We start from the raw sequence: 18,750 nt of genomic DNA, 5'->3' as shown, positions 1-18,750 counted from the left end.
GGACCGCTCAGGCCATCGCGGCGACGAAGGGCGCGACGGGCGACAGGCGCAGCACCTCGTCGAGATGGCGCGTCACGGTGGTCGGTCCCTCGACGAGCACCGACCCGGCGCGCAGCGCGACCGGCAGCGGCACGCGCCCGAGCCACACGGCGTAGAGCGAGGACACGTCCGAACTGATCGTCACGTCGACCGGGAACCCCGGGTCGCTCATGCACACGGACGGCACCCCGTGGTCGACGAGGATCCAGAACCGGCGCGCGTCGTCGGCGAAGCGCAGGTGCAGCACGTGCCGCTCCCCCGGCAACCCGGACGTGTCGACGCGGGTGTGCATCCACCACACGAGCAGCTGGGCGTCGAGCTCCTCGGGCTCTGGGTCGCCGAACTGGTAGCGGGCACCCCATTCGGCGAGGCCGAAGACGAGCGGCTCGAGGGCCCGCCCGGCGCCGGTGAGCACGTAGTGCTGGCCGTGTCGTTCGAGCACCCCGTGCTTCTCGAGGTGCCGCAGCCGCTTGGACAGCAGCGTCCGCGACAGGCCCGGCAGGCCGCGGGCGAGGTCGCTGAAGCGCGTCGCGCCGACGAGCATGTCGCGCACGATGAGCAGCGTCCACCGCTCCCCCACGACGTCGAGCGTGCGCGAGATCGGACAGTACTGCCCCGCGCCTGGATCGTGAGTCCCCATGCAACACCTCCGTGCCACCTCCGGCCGGCGCCTGGATCGTGCGGCCCGGGCCCCACCCAGTATCGGTCCCGGACGTGTACCACGTCAGTCCATCTTCTGGACTGACGCGGGTCGGGGCCGGCACCGGACAGTGGACGGCAGAGGGCCCGCACACCGTGGGCCCGGCACCGGAGGACACCAGCATGACGACCAGCACCACCACCACGATCCCGACGACACCGGACGCCGAGGACGCCGCCCTCAAGGCGCGCCACGCGACGATGTGGGGCCTCGGCGACTACGCCGCCGTCGCCCGTGACGTCATCCCGTCGCTCGGCGCCACCCTCGTCGACGCCGCCGGCGTGCACCGCGGCGACCGCGTCCTCGACGTGGCCGCCGGCACCGGCAACGCGACGGTGCCCGCCGCGCGGACCGGCGCCACCGTCGTCGCCGCCGACCTCGCACCGGCCCTCGTCGACGTCGGGCGCCGCGTCACCACCGAGGCAGCCCTCGACGTCGAGTGGCACGTCGCCGACGCCGAGGCGATGCCGTTCCCCGACGCGTCCTTCGACGTCGTGCTCTCGTGCGTCGGCGTCATGTTCGCGCCGCACCACGAGCGGTCCTCCGCGGAGCTGCTCAGGGTCACCCGCCCGCAGGGACGGATCGCCCTGCTCAGCTGGACCCCGTCGGGGTTCATCGGCCGCCTCTTCGGGGTCATGAAGCCGTTCGCGCCGCCGCCCCCGCCCGGGGCCCGGCCGGCGCCGCTCTGGGGCGACGAGTCGCACGTGCGCGCGCTGCTCGGCGACGGCGTCACCGACGTCGAGGCCACGCGCCGGCTGCTCGACGTCCGGTTCGACTCCCCCGAGGCGTTCCGCGACTTCTTCAAGACCGCCTACGGCCCGACGGTCGCCACCTACCGCTCCATCGCCGAGGACCCGGACCGGGTCGCCGCCCTCGACGCGGGGATGGCCGACCTCGCCCGCGAGGCCACCGACGCCGACGGGCTGATGCGCTGGGAGTACCTGCTCCTCACCGCGAAGCGTGCCGGTTGAGGCGACCCTCACCGGGCACCGGTCACCGCCGGGAGCCGCCTCGGGCCCTGCTCAGAGGCGGCTCTCGGTGGCGTCCGTGCCACCGAGGCGCTGGGCCAGCCACACCGGCAGGATCGACAGCACGACGAGCACGACGGCGATGACGTTGACGACCGGCGCCTGGTTGGGTCGGAAGAGGTTGTCGAAGATCCAGATCGGCAGGGTCGGGCTCTCGGGCCCGGCCGTGAAGGTCGTGACGACGATCTCGTCGAAGGAGAGCCCGAACGCCAGGAGGGCACCGGCCACGAGGCTCGAGCGCAGCAGCGGGAAGGTGACGCGTCGGAACGTCGTGAGCGGCCGGGCCCCGAGGTCGGCCGAGGCCTGCTCGAGCGAGCCACCCAGCCGCCGCAGCCGCGCCGTGACGTTGTTGAAGACGAGGACGATGCAGAACGTCGCGTGACCGACGATGATCGTGAACAGCCCGGCGCCGATGCCGAACACCGGCGTCAGGATGTTCTGGATGACCGACTGCAGGGCGATACCGGTGACGATGCCCGGCAGCGCGATCGGCAGCACGACGAGGACCGAGATGGAGTGCTTGCCGAAGAAGTCGTAGCGGGACAGCGCGAGCGCCAGCAGGGTGCCGAGGACGAGCGCGATCGCCGTCGCCCCGAGGCCCGCCTTGACCGACGTGACGAGCGCGTCGCGCGGACCCTCGGCGCGCAGCGCGGCACTCCACCACTGCGTCGTGAACCCGGGCGGGGGCCACCCGAAGGTGCGGTCGCTGTTGAAGGAGTTGATGCCGATGACGACGAGCGGCACGTAGACGAAGGCGAGCACGAGCGTCGCGAACGCGCCGAGGGCGATGCGGGTGGCGCGGGTGAGTCTCATCGCGGCTCCTCAGAGGTTCTCGAGCGCGCCGGTGCGCCGCACCGCGAGCAGGTAGACGACCATGATGAGCACCGACACCGTGCCGAGCGCCGCCGCGAACGGGAGGTCGAGGGTGATGTTCTGCAGCACCGTGGTGCCGAGCACCTGCAGCTTGCCGCCGACGATCTGCACCGCGATGTAGTCGCCGAGGCTGAGCGAGAACGTGAAGACCGAGCCCGCCGCGATCGCGGGCAGCAGCGACGGGACGACGACGCGTCGGAACGTCGCGCCGGGGCGCCCGCCGAGGTCGGCGCTGGCCTCGAGGTGGCTCTCGGGCAGCCGCTCGAAGGCGGCGTACACCGGCAGGATCATGTACGGCAGCCAGAGGTAGGTCAGCGTCAGGACGACGGCCGCGAAGCCGTAGCCCGGCGTCGCGCCGAACGCGCTGTCGACGACCCCGCCCGGCTGCAGCATCGTGCGCCACGCGTAGGCCTTGACGAGGTAGCTGGCCCAGAGCGGCACGAGGATGGCCGCGAGGAGCAGCGCCCGCAGCCGTCGCGGCGCCACCCGCGCCATGAAGAACGCGAACGGCACGGCGATGAGGACGCACAGCACGGTGACGAGCACGGCGATGAGCAGGGTGCGCCCGATGATCCCCAGGTAGGTCGGGGTGAGCAGCTCGCGGTAGTTCTCGAGCGTGAAGGTGCGCACCACGAGGTTGGTGAACGGGTCGGTCGTCCAGAACGCCGTCGCGAAGATGACGGCGAGCGCCCCGAGGTAGGCGACGACGAGCCAGAGCATGGGTGGCGTGAGCAGCGCCAGCAGCGCCCTGCGTGATCTCATCGTCGCCTCCTCGGGGGTCGGCGGTCAGTGGATGCCGGTCGGTGGTCGATCCGTGCGGGTCAGCTGTTGCGGATCTCGGTCCAGGCCTTGGACCACGTCGCGTAGTCGGTGCACTTGACGTCGGTACGCCCGTCCAGGCACGTGGCGATCGGCGTCGTCCAGTAGTGGACCTTGCTGAAGTACGCCTCGTCCTCGGCGTGGAAGGTCGCGCAGTGGTTCTTGTCGACCGTCTCAGCGCAGGCCTTGCGGTTGCCGGGGGCCTCGCCGAAGTACTCGGCGATCTGGGCGTTGACCTTCGGCGAGACGAGGTGGTCGATGAGCTTGTAGGCGCACGTCTTGTGCTGCGACTTGGCCCCGACCATCCAGGTGTCCGACCAGCCGGTCGCACCCTCCTTGGGCAGGAACGCCTCGACCGGCGCCTTCTCGTCCTTGGCCAGGTTGGCGATGACCTGCCACGTCGTGCCGACGGTCGACGTGCCGTTCTTGAAGGCCTGGACCTCCTTGAGGTAGTCGCTCCAGTACTCGCCGACGTTCGCCTTCTGCGTCTTGAGCAGGTCGACGGCCGCGGCGAGCTGGGTCTCGTCGAGGGCGTAGGGGTCCTTGATCTTGAGGTCGGGCTTGGTCGCCATGAGGTAGAGCGCGGCGTCGGCGATGTAGATCGGCGAGTCGTACGCGGTGACCTTGCCCTTCTGCGCCCCGGCCTGGTCGAACACGGCCGACCACGAGTCGGGGGCCGGCTTGACGAGGTCGGTGCGGTACATGAGCAGGTTGGCTCCGCGACCGTGCGGGATGCCGTAGGCCACCCCGTTGACCGAGTTCCACGGCTTCATCTTTAGCGCGTCGAAGATGTCCGGGTAGTTGGTGATGAGCGAGGTGTTGACCGGCTCGACGTCCCCGGCCGCGATGAGCCGCAGCGTCGCGTCGCCCGAGGCGGACACGACGTCGTACTGGCCGGTGCGCATCAGCTGCACGGCCTCGTCGGAGGTGCCGAACGTCTTGATGTTGACCTTGCAGCCGGACGACTTCTCGAAGTCGGTGACCCAGTCGACCTTGGGGTCGTTGCTGCCGTCCTCGACGTAGCCGGGCCAGGCCAGGACGTTGACCTCGCCCTCCGGCGTGCCGAGCTTGTCGAGGGCCTTGAGGGCCGGCACCTGCATGCCCCCCGGGGCGGCGCTGCTGCCGCCGCCCCCGCCGGCGGTCGAGCCGCATCCCGCGAGGGCGAGCGCGGCCACGGCCGCGACGACGCCGGTGAGCGACTTGTGTGACGTACGCACGCCGTTCTCCTTCATGAGTCGGTCCTTGTCGATCCAGGCCCCGAGGGGCCGGGCGCGGCGGCCGCGGGCACGGCAGCCGGGGTGCTGGGGACGTCGATGACGTGCGCGGGGTCCCAGTGGAGGGTGACGCGGTCCCCTCGCCGCGGCGCCGACGGGGCACGGGCCCCGCTGTTCTGCTCGAGGGCGGTGAGGCGACCCCCGGCGTCGAGGGCGACGACGTACCGGGTGACCGGCCCGCCGTACACGACCTCCTCGAGGGTGCCGGCCGCCTCGGGGCTGCCGTCGGAGCGACCCGCGCCCACCTCGGGCACGACGACGAGCTTCTCCGGGCGGATCGCGAACGAGCCCTCGCGGCGGATGACGGACCGCGCCGCCTCCCCCGTGAGCAGGTTGGAGGTGCCGACGAAGCCCGCGACGAACGCCGTGCGAGGGCTCTCGTACACCTCGTGGGCGGTGCCGACCTGCTCGATGCGGCCGGCGTTGAAGACCGCGACGCGGTCCGAGAGCGTCAGCGCCTCCTCCTGGTCGTGGGTGACGAAGAGGAAGGTGATGCCGACGTCGCGCTGGATGGCCTTGAGCTCGACCTGCATCTGCTCGCGCAGCTTGAGGTCGAGGGCCCCGAGCGGCTCGTCGAGCAGCAGCACCTTGGGCCGGTTGACGAGGGCGCGGGCCAGGGCGACGCGCTGGCGCTGCCCGCCGGAGAGCTGGGCCGGGCGCCGGGCACCGTGGTCGCCGAGGCGCACCTGCTCGAGCGCCTCGGCCACCCGCGTGCGCCGCTCGGCACGGGCGACCTTCTTGACGACGAGGCCGTACCCGACGTTCTCGGCGACGCTCATGTGCGGGAAGAGCGCGTAGTCCTGGAACACGGTGTTGACGTCGCGGTCGTAGGGCTGGCGGCGCGTCACGTCGGCCCCGGCGAGCTCGACGGTGCCGGAGGTCGGCTCCTCGAAGCCGGCGATCATGCGCAGCACCGTGGTCTTGCCCGACCCGGACGGGCCGAGCATGGAGAAGAACTCGCCCTGGGCGATCTCGAGGTCGATGTCGTCGACGGCGACGACGGGCGGGGTGCCCGTGAACTCCTTGCGCAGCCGCTCGAGGCGGATGGCGGGCGTCGAGCCGGTCGGGGCCTGCATGGCACTCCCTCGATCTAGGGTGTGTTGTCTCGGCGGAAAACATATGGCTCCATATGTTTAGCCGCAACCGGTATGACCAAACCGTTAGGAGGACGTCGCATGGCGGACCGGTCCCTGCCGCTCGGCCCCTACGCGGCGGTCTTCGCGCCGCTGCCCGCGGAGGGCCGGGCCGACGCCGTGCGACGCCGGCTCGGCGAGGCGATCGCCCTCGGGCTGCTGCCCGACGGGAGCATGCTGCCCCCGGAGAGCGACCTCGCCGAGCGCTTCGGGGTGGCCACCGTGACGGTCCGCGAGGCCCTCGGCACGCTGCGCGACGACGACCTCATCGTCACCCGGCGCGGTCGCGGTGGCGGCTCCTTCGTCAAGGCCCCCCAGGACGGCGGGCGCGCCGCGCTGCTGGCCCGCCTGTCGCACACCGGCCTCGGCGAGCTGCGCGACCTCGCCGACCACTACGGGGCGATCAGCGGCCACTGCGCGGTGCTCGCCGCCCGGCGCGCCGACCCCGACGACCTCGCCCGCCTGACGCGTCTGGCGGCACAGCGATCCGCCCCTGACGCCCCGAGTGAGGCGGCCCGCCACGAGGGCACCTTCCACCTCGAGCTCGCGGCGGCGGCCCAGTCGGCGCGCCTCACCCGGGAGGAGATGGCGCTCCAGCGCGAGATCGGGCCGGTCCTCTGGCTGGCCGACCTCGAGGCGGGCGGCGCCGGCCTGTCGGCCCAGGAGGAGCAGTCCGCGCACCGGCACGAGGCCATCGTCGCGGCGGTGGCCTCGGGCGATCCGGACGCGGCACGGCGCGAGGCGGAGGATCATGTGACGGAGCTGTTCGAGGCGGTCAAGGCCCTGCACCGCCGCATGCGCACGAGGAGGCCGCGATGAGCACGCCAGCGCCCACCCCCGCGCCCACCCCAGCGCCCACCCCAGCGCCCACCCCGGCGCCGACCCCCACGCCGACCCCCACGCCGACCCCCGTGGCGGACGCCGCGGACGTCGCCGCCTGGGTCTCCGGCTTCGGCGCCGCACTCTTCGGACGCCTCGACGACCTCGGGACCCTGGTCGCCTCCCAGCTCGACGGCGCCGCCCCGCCGAGGCGCGCCGATCTTCGCCTCGAGGCGTGGTGCCACGGGCTGCTCACCGAGCCGGGCACGCCGGTGGCCGGCGCCGGGGCGGTGTTCGCGCCGGGCGTCCTGGCCGACGCGCCGTACTGGCTCGAGTGGTGGACCGCCGAGCAGTCGTCCGGCGGCCCGGTCGTCGGCAAGCTCGCGGCCGAGACCGACCCGCGGGCCGTCGGCTTCCGCGACTACACCGAGCTGCCTTGGTACTCCAAGCCGCTGGCGACCGGCCAGCGGCACGTGACCGGGCCGTACGTCGACTACCTCTGCACCGACCAGTACACGCTGACGTTCACCCAGCCGCTGCTGCTCGGGGGCCGCTTCGCCGGCGTCGTCGGCGCCGACGTCCTGGTGGCCTGGTTCGAGGAGCAGCTGCTCGACGTCCTCGACGACGTCGAGGACACGTGCCTGCTCGTCAACGCGGCCGGACGCGTCGTCACCTCCTCGGACGCCGCGTGGGTCACCGGCGACCTCGTGCGCGACCTGCCGCTCGCGGCGTGGCTCGACCCGGCGGGCGCTGACGTCGTCGGCCCCGGCGGGTGGACGGCCCTGCGGTGCACGGGTCTGCCGTTCCTCGTCGTCAGCCCGGGCTGAGAGCCGGGCCCCGCCCGGAGACATGACGAGGCGCCACTCGCTCGGGGGGTCGAGTGGCGCCTCGTTCACCTGCACCATCGCCGGCGGGGAGCTGGCCGTTACAGGGCCGGCCGTCCTTTCTCCCGACGGGCCGGCGGCAGCGCCCCACCGGCACCGCAGGCCCCATGGACCCCACGCATCCCGCCGCCGGCCTGCCGCGTCGGGCGTCAGCGAGCGTCGGTGACCGTTCTGTGAAGCCGGCCTCAAAGCTCCCGCGTCGCGTCCGCGCTCGACCTACTCTGAGTAGGAGGGGGAGGCGGCGCAGCGAGCGCCTCCGGAGGAGATCGACGTGAGCACGTCCGAGCCGATGACGGTGACCCTGCACGGGCACGCGCTCTCCTACGTCGACGTCGGGACCGGAGAGACGATCCTGTTCGTCCACGGCCTGCTCGGCTCGCACCGCTACTGGGGCCACCTCGTCGACACCCTCGCCGACTCCTTCCGCGTCGTCGTGCCCGACCTCTTCGGCCACGGGGCGTCGGCCAAGCACATCGGCGACTACTCCGTCGCCGCCCACGCGGCCACCCTGCGCGACCTCATCGACCGGCTCGGCATCGACCGGGTGACCATCGTCGGGCACTCGCTCGGCGGCGGCATCGCCCTCGAGTTCTGCTACCTGTTCCCGGACCGCGTCGACCGGCTCGTGCTCGTCGGCAGCGGGGGCCTCGGCCGGCAGGTCAACCCCGTCCTGCGCTCGGCCACCCTGCCCGGGGCCGAGTGGGTGCTGCCAGTGATCGCCTCACCGTGGGTCCGCGGCGGCGCGGCGGCGGTCGGACGGGTGCTGTCGCTGGCCGGCTGGCGCGCGAGCCACGACGTGCGGGCCGCCTGGGAGGGCTTCACCTCCCTCGGCGACGCCGACAGCCGGCGGGCCTTCCTCGCCACGACGCGCGCCGTCATGGACCCGGGCGGCCAGCGCGTCAGCGCCACCGACTACCTGCCCGACCTCGTCGACCTGCCCGTCCTCGTGGTGTGGGGCACCCGCGACTTCATCATCCCGCCGGCGCACGCGGCCCTGGCCCGCGAGGCGATCCCGGGCTGCCGCATCGAGCTGTTCGAGGGCGCCGGGCACTTCCCGCACCTCGACGAGCCGCAGCGGTTCGCCGACGCGCTGCGCGCGTTCATGCGCGAGCCCGGGCGGAGCAGTGGCACCGCTGGCACCGTCGGCACCGACGCGTCGGGGCGCGCCGGCGGCGCCGCGGCGGGCGCGTCGGGGCCGGGCGCGCCCGGCGAGGCTCCGGGAGTCTCCGGGCTCGACGAGCAGCAGGCGGGCTGACGCGTCGGACCGTCGGGGCGTTGACGCGTCACGTGCGGAGCCCGACTGACGCCGGACGCGCGAAGAGGCGCCTCCCGCTCGGGGGTCCGGGAGGCGCCTCTTTCAGCCGTTCCATCGGCGCGACCACCGGTCGCGTTACACGTCCTGCCCGCCGATGTCGGGCCGGACCGACGGAGCGAGCACGGTCACTCGGCGAGGAAGGTCGCGACGCGCTCCTTGGGCCGGCCGATGATGGCGCGGTCACCCTTGACGATGACCGGACGCTGGAGCAGCCGCGGGTGCCGCACGAGCACCTCGACGACCTGCTCGCGGGTGGCGACGTCCGCGTCGGTGAGGCCGAGCTCGGCGAAGTGGGGGTCACGGCGCACGAGGTCGGTCGGGGCGTCCTCGAGCTTGTCGAGCAGGTCCTCGAGCGCGGCGGCGTCGAGCGGGTGGCGCAGGTAGTCGACGACCTCGGCCTGCACGTGGGCCTCGTCGAGGCGCTCCATGGCCGACCGCGAGGTCGAGCAGCGGTTGTTGTGCAGGATCGTCACGTCGTCGCTCATGCGCCGAACCCTAGCGACGGGCCAACGGCACGCGCGCGAGCGGCCGGCGGTACGCCTCATGACCCCCGACTTCGAACCGTTCGGCGGCGAGTCCACCCATCCCTCGTGACAGGCGGTGCGCCCGCTCGGGCACAGGAGCGCCCCAGGACAGGGCGATTCGCTCCGTGGGCGAGGCCCGCCGTCGCGGGTGTGACGGCGGGCCTCGTGGGGGGGTGCGACCGACCTCGGCGGCTCAGGCGGCCGGGGTGCCGGTGACGACCATCCGGCGCAGCCTCCCCTCGTTGTCGAACGAGCCGAAGCCGACGCGCCCGGAGGCGAAGGTCTTGTCGCTCGCGGTCAGCACCGGGTCCTTGCGTCCGTCGACGTAGACGGCGATCTCGCCCGTGCGCGGCAGGTGCACGACCCGCACCTTGTGCCAGTCGGCGTCGGTGATGCTCGGGTTGGCGCCGCGCGAGCGGCCGTTCCACTGGTCGTCGATCCGCTCACGGTCGGCGTCGTCCACCTTGAAGATGCCGTTGTGCGGGTAGATCGTGTTGTCGGTCGACAGGTGCGCGTAGTAGAACTTGGTGTCCGACTGCCAACCGAAGACGATGATGACGTCGCGGTTGGTCACCTCCACGGGGGTGTCGAGGCGGACGTCGGCCTGGATGTCGACCGAGGACCACGGCGCGCCCTTGCTCACGACGGCGTACTCGAACGGGCGCCGCGGGCCGGGCCGGCTCTCGCCGGCCTCGGCCAGGATCACCTCGTCCTTGGTGAACTGCCACTTCGAGGGCGTCACGGGCGCCCAGTCGGACAGCGAGGGTGCCGGCCGCAGCGTCGTGTCGCCGACGGCGCCGTCCGCGACGACCTTGCTGCCGGTGACCTTCCAGATCTTGCCGTTGGCCTTCGAGACGATGTAGAGCTCGCCGGCGGCGTCGGTGCCGAACCGCAGGTCGACGCGCTTCGGGTCACCGACGGAGCCCGGCGTGGACAGGTCGCGCATCGTCACGAGGTTGCCCGCGGTGTCGTACAGCGCCAGCTGGTGGATGGTCGCCAGGCCCTTGCCGCGCTGCATCTGCGACGTCTCCGTGTACATGACGCGGCCGTCGACGAGGTCGCCGAAGACGTACTTGCCGCGCAGCTGCGGCATGGCCGCGCCGCGGTAGACGAACCCACCGGCCACGGCGACACCGACGTCGCTCTTGCAGTCCCAACCGGCTGCCGGGTCGTGGTCGTAGGCGGCGACGGGGTAGGTGTAGCCGTTCTTGGCGTCGTCGGCCGGCAGCGGGTGCAGCTTGTCGCACGGGTTCGTCGTCGTCTTGTCGAAGACGAACGACCCCTCTCGCTCGCTCCACCCCATGTTGTCGCCGGCGCGCACCTCATAGATGGACTCGATGGCGTGCTCGCCGATGTGGCCGAGGTACATCCGGCCGGTGTTGCGATCCCAGCTGAAGCGGTGCGGGTCGCGGAAGCCCACGGCGTAGATCTCACCGAGCGCGCCGGGCCGCCCGACGAACGGGTTGTCGGCCGGGATGCCGTACTGGCCGTTGGCGGAGTTGTGGCCGTTGGGGTCGATGCGCAGCAGCTTGCCGTGGGGCATCGCCATGTTCTGCGGGTCGCCGTTGTTGAAGCCCATCCCGCCGTCGCCGACCGCGAGGTAGAGCTGCCGGTAGTCGGGGTCGCCGGGCTCGGCGGTCGGGTTGAAGTTGATCTCCTGGATGCCGTGGATCTGGCCGGCGAACCCGATGCGCAGCACCTCGCGGTGGGTGCCGGAGAAGGTGTCGGCCGACGGGTCCTTGGCGGTCCACTCCGTCACGACGCCGTGGTAGATCGTCTTGGGCTGGGCATAGTCGGGGACGGCCGTCGTCGTCGCGGCGTTCTCGGTGTGCATCGTGTAGAACGTGCCGTTGGTCCGGAACTCCGGGTCGAAGGCGACGTAGCCGAAGCCCTGCCCGAGGCCGCGCCCCGAGAAGAACTGCGGCGCAAAGGTTTTAGCGACGTCGAGGTAGACGTGCGGCTTGCCGTCGCGGACGAGGTAGAGGTTGCCGTTGAGGTCTGGGACGGCCCGGCGGCCCGAGCCGTCGGGCACCTCCATGATCGTGTTGAGCCGAGCCACCCGGACGAGGCGCTGGTCGGTCGGGGGCGGGTTCGGCGTGGACTGCGGGAACGAGGCGTACTCGCTCAGCACCAGCCCGAGCTGGGACTGCGAGGGCATGGCCTTGATCGGGTCGCTGATGACGTCCGCCGCGTGCGACGGGGCGGCGACGAGCGTGGCCGCCGTCGCGACGGCGACGAGGGACACCCCGAGGGCGCGCAGGCGACGGCGCGGTGGGTTCGTGTTGCGGTGGAGCACGGTTACCTCCTGGTCGATGCGTGGTGGGGCGGTCACTCGGTCATGAACTCGTACTGCTTCCTCACGTCACCCGCCGAGACCGGCGCGTCGAGGAACATCAGCGAGTCCATGCGGCAGTCGCACGGGTTCTGCTCCCGGGTGTTCTGCGGGAAGCTGCCGCCGATCTTGATGCCGCGCGGGTCGGTCGCGGTCGTCACGTACGGACCGGGCCCGGACAGCCGCCACGGGTCGTCCGTGCGGGTGTAGAAGCCCTCGAGCGGACGGCCGTTGCGGTAGAGCGCCATCGACCCCGTCGTGAAGTCGAACGTGGCGGTCAGGTGCACCCACTGCCCGCGCGGCAGGATGGTGCGCCAGTCCTGGCTCGCCGCGAAGGTCTGCGACAGACCGCCGTCGAGCCTGCGGCCGAGTGCCACGAGCTTCAGCTCGCCGCCGACGTCGATGAGCTCGAGCAGGGCCCGCACGTTGTGGCCCTCCGAGTCGCCGGTGAGCACGCCGGACAGGCCGATCGCGTTGTACCGGTCGGCCGGGCTCGTCGTGTTCGAGTTGAGCGCGGGTCCGTCCATGTCGACCTTGAACCAGCCCATCAGGGTGGCCCCCGACGCCCCGTTGAAGGCGCGCAGCGTGCTGACGCCGGTGTCCGACCAGGTGCCGGCCTTCCAGTCGTCGTTGCCGGCGACGGTCGGGTCCACCTGACGGGTCTGCACGGCGTTGCCGCTGCCGGGGTAGGCCCGGTCGGGGACCCGCATCGCGGCCCCGCCGTTGACGAGCCGGATGCTCGTGCCCGACGGCCCGAGGTCGGCCTCGGCGCCGGCGTCGCCGGCCGCCGGGTGGTCGAAGTCGTAGTAGGCGACGAGGTCCTTCGCGAGGGCGGGGTGCACGTCGCGAGGTCGGCCGCGGTCGGCCTGTGCCGGGTCGGTCCCGACGGTGGTGGTGAGCAGGGTCGCGGCGACGAGTGCCGCGACGGTCGAGCCCATGCGTCCTGCTGTTCTCATGACACCAACTTCCTTGTTGTGTGGCACGTGCAGCTGTGCGTGCGCATCATCGGAAAGCGCTTTCCCACCATAGGGACGAGTGCCCGAACCCGCAACAGATGGATCACAGGGTGACATCCGACGAGTCAGAGATTCGCGAAAAACCCTGCGCGAGAGCGCATTTCGACGAGATGCCTCGCATGGCACGCGAGCACCCGCAACGCCTCATGGCCGGACGACCACGTCGGGCGGAGGCCGCATCGGGTCGCGGATCGGGACCGGGAACCGGTCCCAGCCTCGCGCCAGCCGACCGGCCTACACTCCGCGCGTGGGCGCACGTCGGTCGACGCGCCACGTCGTGGCGCTGGCTCTGGCAGGACTCCTCGCGGCGGGGTGCTCGGCCCCGTCCGAGGGCGCCCCGGCCGGCCCTGAAGCCTCCGCTGCGAACAGCCCCTCCCCCTCCGGGACCACCGCGCGCACCTGGTCGATCGTGGCCCTCGGCGACTCCGTGCCGGCCGGCAGCGCCTGCGGGTGCACGCCCTACCCGCAGCTGTCGGGCGAGGACCTCGCCTCACCTCCCGACCGCACGGTCACGGTGGCCAACGACGCGGTCGGCGGCTACACCACCGACGACGTCCTGACCCAGCTGCAGAGCGATCCGGCGGTCATCGACCGGGTCCGCGCCGCGGACGTCGTCGAGGTCGAGGTCGGCGCCAACGACGTGGGCTACTCGTCCTCGTGCGGCACGTCGGTCGCGTGCTACCAGCCGACCGTCCCGGTCATCGAGAAGAACCTGGCCGCCGTCGTCGCCCGGGTGCATGCCCTGACGAGTGGCCATCCGGTGCTCGTCGTGCTCCTGGACTACTGGAGCGTCTGGCTCGGCGGCCAGTACGCCGCCGCTCAGGGCGAGGCGTACGTCGCCGCCGCGGCCGAGGTCACCGACCAGGTCAACGCCGTCATCGCGTCCACCGCGTCAGCGACGTCGTCGGCCTACGTCGACCTGCGCACCGCGTTCAAGGGTCCGGACCACGCCTACGACGAGACCCACTACCTGGCCCCGGACGGGGACCACCCGAACGCCGCCGGCCACGCTCAGATCGCCGCGGCGACGGTGGCCCAGATCGAGAGGGCGCTCCACCTGTAGGCGTCGGCCTCAGACGTTGAAGCGGAACTCCACGACGTCGCCGTCCTGCATGACGTAGTCCTTGCCCTCGATGCGGACCTTGCCGGCAGCCTTGGCGGCGTTCATCGAGCCGGCCTCGACGAGGTCGTCGAACCCGACGATCTCGGCCTTGATGAACCCGCGCTGGAAGTCGGTGTGGATGACGCCGGCGGCCATCGGAGCGGTCCAGCCCTTGCCGATGGTCCAGGCCCGCGACTCCTTGGGCCCGGCCGTCAGGTAGGTCTGCAGCCCGAGGGTGTGGAAGCCGGTGCGGGCCAGCTGGTCGAGTCCCGACTCCTCGGCGCCGAAGCTCTGGAGCATCTCGAGGGCCTCGTCGGGCTCCATCTCCATGAGGTCCATCTCGAGCTTCGCGTTGAGGAAGACGGCGTCGGCCGGTGCGGCGAGCTCGCGCAGCGACTCCTGCAGCGAGGCGTCGGCAAGCTGGTCCTCGTCGAGGTTGAAGACGTAGATGAAGGGCTTGGTCGTCAGCAGGCCGAGCTGCTTGGCCTCGGCGAGGTCGACACCGGCCGCGGGGCCCTTGGCGTAGAGGGTGTGGCCCTCCTCGAGCACCTTCTGCGCGGCCTGGGCCAGCTCGAGGGCGGCCTTCTTGTCCTTGTTGATCCGCGCCTCCTTCTCGAGGCGGGGCACGGCCTTCTCGAGGGTCTGCAGGTCGGCGAGGATCAGCTCGGTGTGGATCGTCTCGATGTCGCTGGCCGGGCTCACCTTGCCGTCGACGTGGACGACGTCGCCGTCCTCGAACGCGCGCACGACCTGGCAGATGGCGTCGGCCTCGCGGATGTTGGCGAGGAACTTGTTGCCGAGCCCCTCCCCCTCGCTCGCGCCGCGCACGATGCCGGCGATGTCGACGAAGCTCACCGTGGCCGGGAGGATCTTCTCCGAGGAGAAGATCCCCGCGAGGGCGCCGAGGCGGCTGTCGGGCAGCGGGACGACGCCGACGTTGGGCTCGATCGTCGCGAACGGGTAGTTCGCGGCGAGCACGTTGTTCTTGGTCAGCGCGTTGAAGAGCGTCGACTTGCCGACGTTGGGGAGACCGACGATTCCGATGGTGAGTGCCACGAGGACAGGAGTCTAGTGCGGGCACGCACCAGCGCCGACCACGCGCCGACCACGCGGCGACCGCTTGGCGACAGCCCGCCGGCCCACGCAGGGTGCCGACGCGTCAGGCGTGGGGCGCGGCGGGCACCGTGTAGTCCCACCCCGGACGCCAGTCGAACGGCGCGTCGACGAGGTCCTCGAGCGGCGTGCCGTCGAGCAGGTGCTGCAGGGCCCAGCGGTTGGCCGAGTGCGACACGACGACGATCGACTGCCCGTCGTGGTCGCGCACGAGGTCGGCCAGGAACGAGCGCGTCAGGGTGACGACGTCGCGGTAGCTCTGGCCCCCGGGGAAGGGCTCGTCGATGCAGCGACGCCGCAACACGGCCACGTCGGTGACCGGCGCCCCGTTGAGCCGGCCGTAGTCGCACTCGCGCAGACGCGCGTCGACGTGCACCGGGATGTCGCTGTCGCCGAACGCGATCCGCGCCGTCTCGACGGCCCGCGCGAGGTCGGAGGCGTACACCGCGGCGACGCCGGTGCCGCCCCGCCGGCGTCCGAGGTCCTCCGCCTGGTGCCGACCGGCGGCCGACAGGCGTCCCGGGAGCCAGCCCGTGGCGACCCCGTGCTCGTTGTCCTCCGTGGTCGCGTGGGTCTCGTAGACGAGGTGGACGCCCATGGCGTGGGCCTGCCCGCCGTCAGGCGCCGGCCGGCGCGGACCGGACGCCGCAGAGCTGGCGCGACTGGGCGACGAGGGCACCGGTGGAGTCCCAGATCCGGGCGTCCTCCTCCATCATCCCGCCGCCGAGGTTCTCGCTCGACAGCGCGACGCGCAGCCAGCCCGGAGCCGGGCGGCGCCGGACGTGGCCGGTGAACTCCAGCGTCGGCGTCCAGCCGAAGAGGCCGAGGTCGAAGGCGACCGGCGGCAGCGCGTCGAGGGCGAGGAGCAGCAGCGTCGTGTCGGGCTCGCGGCCGTCGCGCAGCCGAAGCCACCCCCGCATGTGGCCCCGCATCGACGGGCGGCCCATCGCCCAGCCGGCCGTGGCGGGGTCGAGGCGCAGGTCGAGGCGCTCGAGGAAGCGGGCGTGGGCCAGGAAGTCGGGCGGCGCCTGGTCGGCGCCGACGCACTGCTCGGGTGGCGGCATGTCGGGCGGGTCGGACTGGCGCTGCACGTCGACGTCGTCGAGGTTGCCGAACGAGGCGATGGCGCGCATCCGCTCCACGGGACCATCCGCGCCGGCCGCCTGGGCGATGCTGACCTGGCCCGTCGACAGGGCTCGCCCGCAGCGCATCACCTCGGTGGTGGCCGTGAACGGCCCCGGCTGCGAGGCGGTCATGAAGTACGCCGAGAGCACGACGGGGTCGACGTGCCGGGTGGCCTCGGCGGGGTCGGCGTCCAGGTGCTGGCCGAGCGCCGTCAGGGCTGCGGCCATGACGAGCCCGCCGTTGACGGCGTTGCCGATCATCCAGTCCTCGTGGAAGGTGCCGGTCCGCTGGTCGGCGGTGGGGCCGGGCGCCAGTCGGATCGCGTCGTCGTACTCGCTCACGCCGCCTGTCTAGCAGACCCCCCGGACGCCGCCCCGCCGGACGGTGCGTGCCGTGGACCACACGGGGACAAAGGGTATGAAGCGGACATCCGCACGGTCTCCGCCCCTCTCCGCACGGACGCAGGTCACCCACCCGACCGACCCGAAGGACGACTCATGGCTGGATCCCTCCTGCGCGGCGGCGGCCTCGCCGCCGCGGCCCTCACGACGCTGGCACTGACGACGACCGCGCCCGCGGCGTCCGGCGCGACCCCCGAGCACCCCGCGACGCCGGCCTCGATCCCGGCCTCGACCCCGGCGTCGGTGCCTACCACGTCCCTCGGCGCCCTGCCCCTGGGCGCCGTGCCCGCCCTCGGCGCCTTCGCCGTCGCCGCCACCAGCGACCCGATCCGGGCCACCGCCCGCCCCGTGACGGCGGCCGACGTCCGCTACACGTGGCGCTCGGGCTGCCCGGTCGGGCCGAGCAGGCTGCGCGTCGTCGAGATGAACTTCCGCGGCTACGACGGCGTGGTCCGTCGCGGCATGCTCATCGTGCGGTGGGACAAGGTCGGCCAGACGGCGGCCATCTTCCGGGCGGCCTACCTCGCCGGCTTCAAGATCCGCCGGATGGACAACCCGAACAAGTGGTACGGAAGCGACACGGAGATGATGAAGGCCGACAACACGTCGGCGTTCAACTGTCGGCGCGTCACCGGCAACAGCTCGCGGATGTCGCCACACTCCTACGGCACGGCCATCGACGTCAACACGATGCACAACCCGTACAAGGCGGCCAACGGCGTCTGGTACCCGCCGAACGGCACCCGCTGGATCAACCGGAAGCTGCACGACCCCGGCATGATCTGGGCCTCCTCGACGATCACCAGGCAGGTGGTCTCCCGGGGTGGCGTGTGGGGCGGCTCGTGGTCGTACAAGGACTACCAGCACTTCGACCTCGGCTGAGCGCGTGGGCTCCACGGCCCTGTCGGACCTCTCTGGGACGGTGGGGCCATGGAGACCTCGTCGCTGCTCACCGGCCTCGTGATCGGCCTCGTCGCCGGTGCGCTCGTCGCCTGGCTCGCCGTCCGCTCCGCGCTCGTGTCGCGCACCGCGGCCGCCGAGGCGGCCCGCGACGTCCTGCGTGAGCGCGTCGACGACCTCGAGGCCTCGCGCGCCGAGGACGACGCCACGGCGGCCGTCCTCGCGCCGTTGCGCGAGACCATCGGACGCGTCGAGCGGCACGTCGGCGTCCTCGAGCGCGACCGCGCCCAGCAGTTCGGCCAGCTCGGCGAGCGCCTCACCGAGGTGAGCCGGTCCACCGAGTCGCTGCGCTCGGAGACCGCGACGCTCGCCACCGCCCTCAACGCGTCCACCGTCCGCGGCGCCTGGGGCGAGGTGCAGCTGAGGCGCGTCCTCGAGGTGTCGGGGCTGCTCGCCCGGTGCGACTTCGACGAGCAGGTCACGCGGGTCAGCCGGCACGGCGCCACGGTGCGCCCCGACGCCGTCGTCAACCTCCCCGGCGGCCGGCACGTCGTCGTCGACAGCAAGGCGCCGATGGCGCACTTCCTCCAGGCGCACGGCGACACCGTCTCCGACCTCGAGCGCGGCGAGCTGCTCGCCGCGCACGCCACGGCGCTGCGCCGGCACGTCGAGGGCCTCGCCGCCAAGGCCTACTGGACCGCCTTCACCCGCTCCCCCGAGGTCGTCATCTGCTTCGTGCCCGGCGAGGCCATCCTCGCCACCGCCCTCGCCGACGACCCCGGCCTCTACGAGCACGCCCTGACCCGCAAGGTCGTGCTCGCCTCGCCCGGCACCCTCTATGCGGTGCTGCGCACCGTCGGCGCGATCTGGCAGCAGGACGCCCTCGAGCAGAACGCCCGCGAGCTGCTCGCCCTGGGCCAGGACCTCTACGCCCGGCTCGCCACCCTCGGCGGTCACGTCAGCGGCATGGGCCAGTCGCTGGCGCGGTCGGTGGAGCAGTACAACAAGTTCGTCGGCACCCTCGAGTCGCGGGTGCTCGTCACCGCCCGACGCATGCACGAGCTGCACCTGGCCACCGAACAGCCGACCGAGCTCACGCCGCTCGAGGCCGCACCGCGCTCCCTCAGCGCCGCCGAGCTCACCGAGCTCACCGAGGGCCCCGATCTCGACGATGCGCTCGGCGAGCACTCCCGCGCCGAGCGCGACGAGGCGTTCCTGCGCCACGAGGGCGACACCTCGGCCCGGCGCACGGCCGACACCGCCTGAGGCGTCACCACCGCCGCACGCGCACCCCCACGACACCCTGACGCGCGCCTCCACTGGGCCTCCGGGATGCGACTGGGCGAAATGTCC

General features: G+C 72.4%; 18 protein-coding genes. 7 read left to right on the top strand and 11 right to left on the bottom strand.

The genetic code is table 11. The features are described from left to right. Positions 1–7: 7 nt before the first annotated feature. Positions 8–679, bottom strand: a complete 672-nt coding sequence (locus RY076_RS05350; RefSeq protein WP_323096562.1) for a winged helix-turn-helix transcriptional regulator — start codon at positions 677–679, stop codon at positions 8–10. Between the two features lie 182 nt (positions 680–861). Here RY076_RS05350 and RY076_RS05345 point away from each other — a divergent pair, with 182 nt between their 5' ends. Then, entirely contained in the window at positions 862–1,710 is an 849-nt protein-coding gene (locus tag RY076_RS05345; RefSeq protein WP_323096561.1) for a class I SAM-dependent methyltransferase, read from the top strand. 51 nt (positions 1,711–1,761) lie between these two features. On the opposite strand, the gene RY076_RS05340 is transcribed toward RY076_RS05345, so the two are convergent. Genes RY076_RS05340 through RY076_RS05325 form a run of 4 tightly spaced genes read right to left on the bottom strand, consistent with a single transcriptional unit; the run spans position 1,762 to position 5,809 of the window. Beyond that, positions 1,762–2,580 (bottom strand): ABC transporter permease, encoded by an 819-nt coding sequence (locus RY076_RS05340; RefSeq protein WP_323096560.1) that lies wholly within the window; start codon positions 2,578–2,580, stop codon positions 1,762–1,764. 9 nt (positions 2,581–2,589) lie between these two features. Further along, complete coding sequence (locus RY076_RS05335; RefSeq protein WP_323096559.1) at positions 2,590–3,402, bottom strand: ABC transporter permease; 813 nt, start codon at positions 3,400–3,402, stop codon at positions 2,590–2,592. A gap of 59 nt (positions 3,403–3,461) precedes the next feature. Continuing rightward, positions 3,462–4,676: an ABC transporter substrate-binding protein gene (locus RY076_RS05330; protein ID WP_323096558.1), complete on the bottom strand. Its 1,215-nt coding sequence runs from the start codon at positions 4,674–4,676 to the stop codon at positions 3,462–3,464. 11 nt (positions 4,677–4,687) lie between these two features. Further along, a complete protein-coding gene (locus tag RY076_RS05325) occupies positions 4,688–5,809 on the bottom strand; it encodes an ABC transporter ATP-binding protein (RefSeq protein WP_323096557.1) in 1,122 nt (373 codons plus the stop codon). Positions 5,810–5,908: 99 nt separating this feature from the next. Between RY076_RS05325 and RY076_RS05320 the strand changes: the two genes are divergently transcribed. The 3 genes from RY076_RS05320 (at position 5,909) to RY076_RS05310 (ending at position 8,824) form a co-directional block, all read left to right on the top strand. Further along, the gene (locus RY076_RS05320; protein ID WP_323096556.1) at positions 5,909–6,685 is read left to right on the top strand and encodes a FadR/GntR family transcriptional regulator; all 777 of its coding nucleotides are present in this window, start codon (positions 5,909–5,911) and stop codon (positions 6,683–6,685) included. Further along, positions 6,682–7,512 (top strand): cache domain-containing protein, encoded by an 831-nt coding sequence (locus RY076_RS05315; RefSeq protein ID WP_323096555.1) that lies wholly within the window; start codon positions 6,682–6,684, stop codon positions 7,510–7,512. The genes RY076_RS05320 and RY076_RS05315 overlap by 4 nt, the downstream gene beginning before the upstream one ends. Before the next feature lie 328 nt (positions 7,513–7,840). Further along, a complete protein-coding gene (locus RY076_RS05310; protein WP_323096554.1) occupies positions 7,841–8,824 on the top strand; it encodes an alpha/beta fold hydrolase in 984 nt (327 codons plus the stop codon). 185 nt (positions 8,825–9,009) lie between these two features. On the opposite strand, the gene arsC is transcribed toward RY076_RS05310, so the two are convergent. From arsC to RY076_RS05295, 3 genes are all read right to left on the bottom strand, one after another. Continuing rightward, positions 9,010–9,369, bottom strand: coding sequence for an arsenate reductase (glutaredoxin) (gene arsC, locus RY076_RS05305; protein ID WP_323096553.1), 360 nt, complete (start codon positions 9,367–9,369; stop codon positions 9,010–9,012). Positions 9,370–9,601: 232 nt separating this feature from the next. Further along, entirely contained in the window at positions 9,602–11,704 is a 2,103-nt protein-coding gene (locus RY076_RS05300) for a PQQ-dependent sugar dehydrogenase (protein ID WP_323096552.1), read from the bottom strand. A gap of 32 nt (positions 11,705–11,736) precedes the next feature. Next, positions 11,737–12,696: a LamG domain-containing protein gene (locus RY076_RS05295; RefSeq protein ID WP_323096551.1), complete on the bottom strand. Its 960-nt coding sequence runs from the start codon at positions 12,694–12,696 to the stop codon at positions 11,737–11,739. Positions 12,697–13,003: 307 nt separating this feature from the next. On the opposite strand from RY076_RS05295, the gene RY076_RS05290 reads away from it, so the two are divergent. Further along, positions 13,004–13,819, top strand: coding sequence for an SGNH/GDSL hydrolase family protein (locus RY076_RS05290; protein ID WP_323096550.1), 816 nt, complete (start codon positions 13,004–13,006; stop codon positions 13,817–13,819). Between the two features lie 9 nt (positions 13,820–13,828). Here RY076_RS05290 and ychF read toward each other — a convergent pair whose 3' ends face one another. The 3 genes from ychF to RY076_RS05275 all read right to left on the bottom strand — a co-directional run bounded on the left by ychF (position 13,829) and on the right by RY076_RS05275 (position 16,437). Next, complete coding sequence (gene ychF / locus RY076_RS05285; RefSeq protein WP_323096549.1) at positions 13,829–14,914, bottom strand: redox-regulated ATPase YchF; 1,086 nt, start codon at positions 14,912–14,914, stop codon at positions 13,829–13,831. Positions 14,915–15,017: 103 nt separating this feature from the next. After that, complete coding sequence (locus tag RY076_RS05280) at positions 15,018–15,569, bottom strand: histidine phosphatase family protein (RefSeq protein ID WP_323096548.1); 552 nt, start codon at positions 15,567–15,569, stop codon at positions 15,018–15,020. Positions 15,570–15,588: 19 nt separating this feature from the next. Further along, a complete protein-coding gene (locus RY076_RS05275; protein ID WP_323096547.1) occupies positions 15,589–16,437 on the bottom strand; it encodes a thioesterase family protein in 849 nt (282 codons plus the stop codon). A gap of 156 nt (positions 16,438–16,593) precedes the next feature. Here RY076_RS05275 and RY076_RS05270 point away from each other — a divergent pair, with 156 nt between their 5' ends. Together RY076_RS05270 and RY076_RS05265 are read left to right on the top strand one after the other, a co-directional pair. Beyond that, positions 16,594–17,379, top strand: a complete 786-nt coding sequence (locus RY076_RS05270; protein WP_323096546.1) for a M15 family metallopeptidase — start codon at positions 16,594–16,596, stop codon at positions 17,377–17,379. A gap of 48 nt (positions 17,380–17,427) precedes the next feature. Then, the gene (locus RY076_RS05265) at positions 17,428–18,663 is read left to right on the top strand and encodes a DNA recombination protein RmuC (RefSeq protein ID WP_323096545.1); all 1,236 of its coding nucleotides are present in this window, start codon (positions 17,428–17,430) and stop codon (positions 18,661–18,663) included. Positions 18,664–18,750: the final 87 nt, after the last annotated feature.

This window comes from Intrasporangium zincisolvens (assembly GCF_034724055.1).
Classification (GTDB): Bacteria; Actinomycetota; Actinomycetes; order Actinomycetales; family Dermatophilaceae; genus Monashia; species Monashia zincisolvens.
Note: the sequence above shows the minus strand (reverse complement) of the source record. Positions and strands in the feature narration are given on the sequence as shown.

Excerpts from the sequence above, each read along its gene's own strand:
- RY076_RS05350 (WP_323096562.1), bottom strand. The coding sequence starts at position 679 with ATGGGGACTCACGATCCAGGCGCGGGGCAGTACTGTCCGATCTCGCGC.
- RY076_RS05345 (WP_323096561.1), top strand. The coding sequence starts at position 862 with ATGACGACCAGCACCACCACCACGATCCCGACGACACCGGACGCCGAG.
- RY076_RS05340 (WP_323096560.1), bottom strand. The coding sequence starts at position 2,580 with ATGAGACTCACCCGCGCCACCCGCATCGCCCTCGGCGCGTTCGCGACG.
- RY076_RS05335 (WP_323096559.1), bottom strand. The coding sequence starts at position 3,402 with ATGAGATCACGCAGGGCGCTGCTGGCGCTGCTCACGCCACCCATGCTC.
- RY076_RS05325 (WP_323096557.1), bottom strand. The coding sequence starts at position 5,809 with ATGCAGGCCCCGACCGGCTCGACGCCCGCCATCCGCCTCGAGCGGCTG.
- RY076_RS05320 (WP_323096556.1), top strand. The coding sequence starts at position 5,909 with ATGGCGGACCGGTCCCTGCCGCTCGGCCCCTACGCGGCGGTCTTCGCG.
- RY076_RS05315 (WP_323096555.1), top strand. The coding sequence starts at position 6,682 with ATGAGCACGCCAGCGCCCACCCCCGCGCCCACCCCAGCGCCCACCCCA.
- arsC (WP_323096553.1), bottom strand. The coding sequence starts at position 9,369 with ATGAGCGACGACGTGACGATCCTGCACAACAACCGCTGCTCGACCTCG.
- RY076_RS05295 (WP_323096551.1), bottom strand. The coding sequence starts at position 12,696 with ATGAGAACAGCAGGACGCATGGGCTCGACCGTCGCGGCACTCGTCGCC.
- RY076_RS05280 (WP_323096548.1), bottom strand. The coding sequence starts at position 15,569 with ATGGGCGTCCACCTCGTCTACGAGACCCACGCGACCACGGAGGACAAC.
- RY076_RS05270 (WP_323096546.1), top strand. The coding sequence starts at position 16,594 with ATGGCTGGATCCCTCCTGCGCGGCGGCGGCCTCGCCGCCGCGGCCCTC.
- RY076_RS05265 (WP_323096545.1), top strand. The coding sequence starts at position 17,428 with ATGGAGACCTCGTCGCTGCTCACCGGCCTCGTGATCGGCCTCGTCGCC.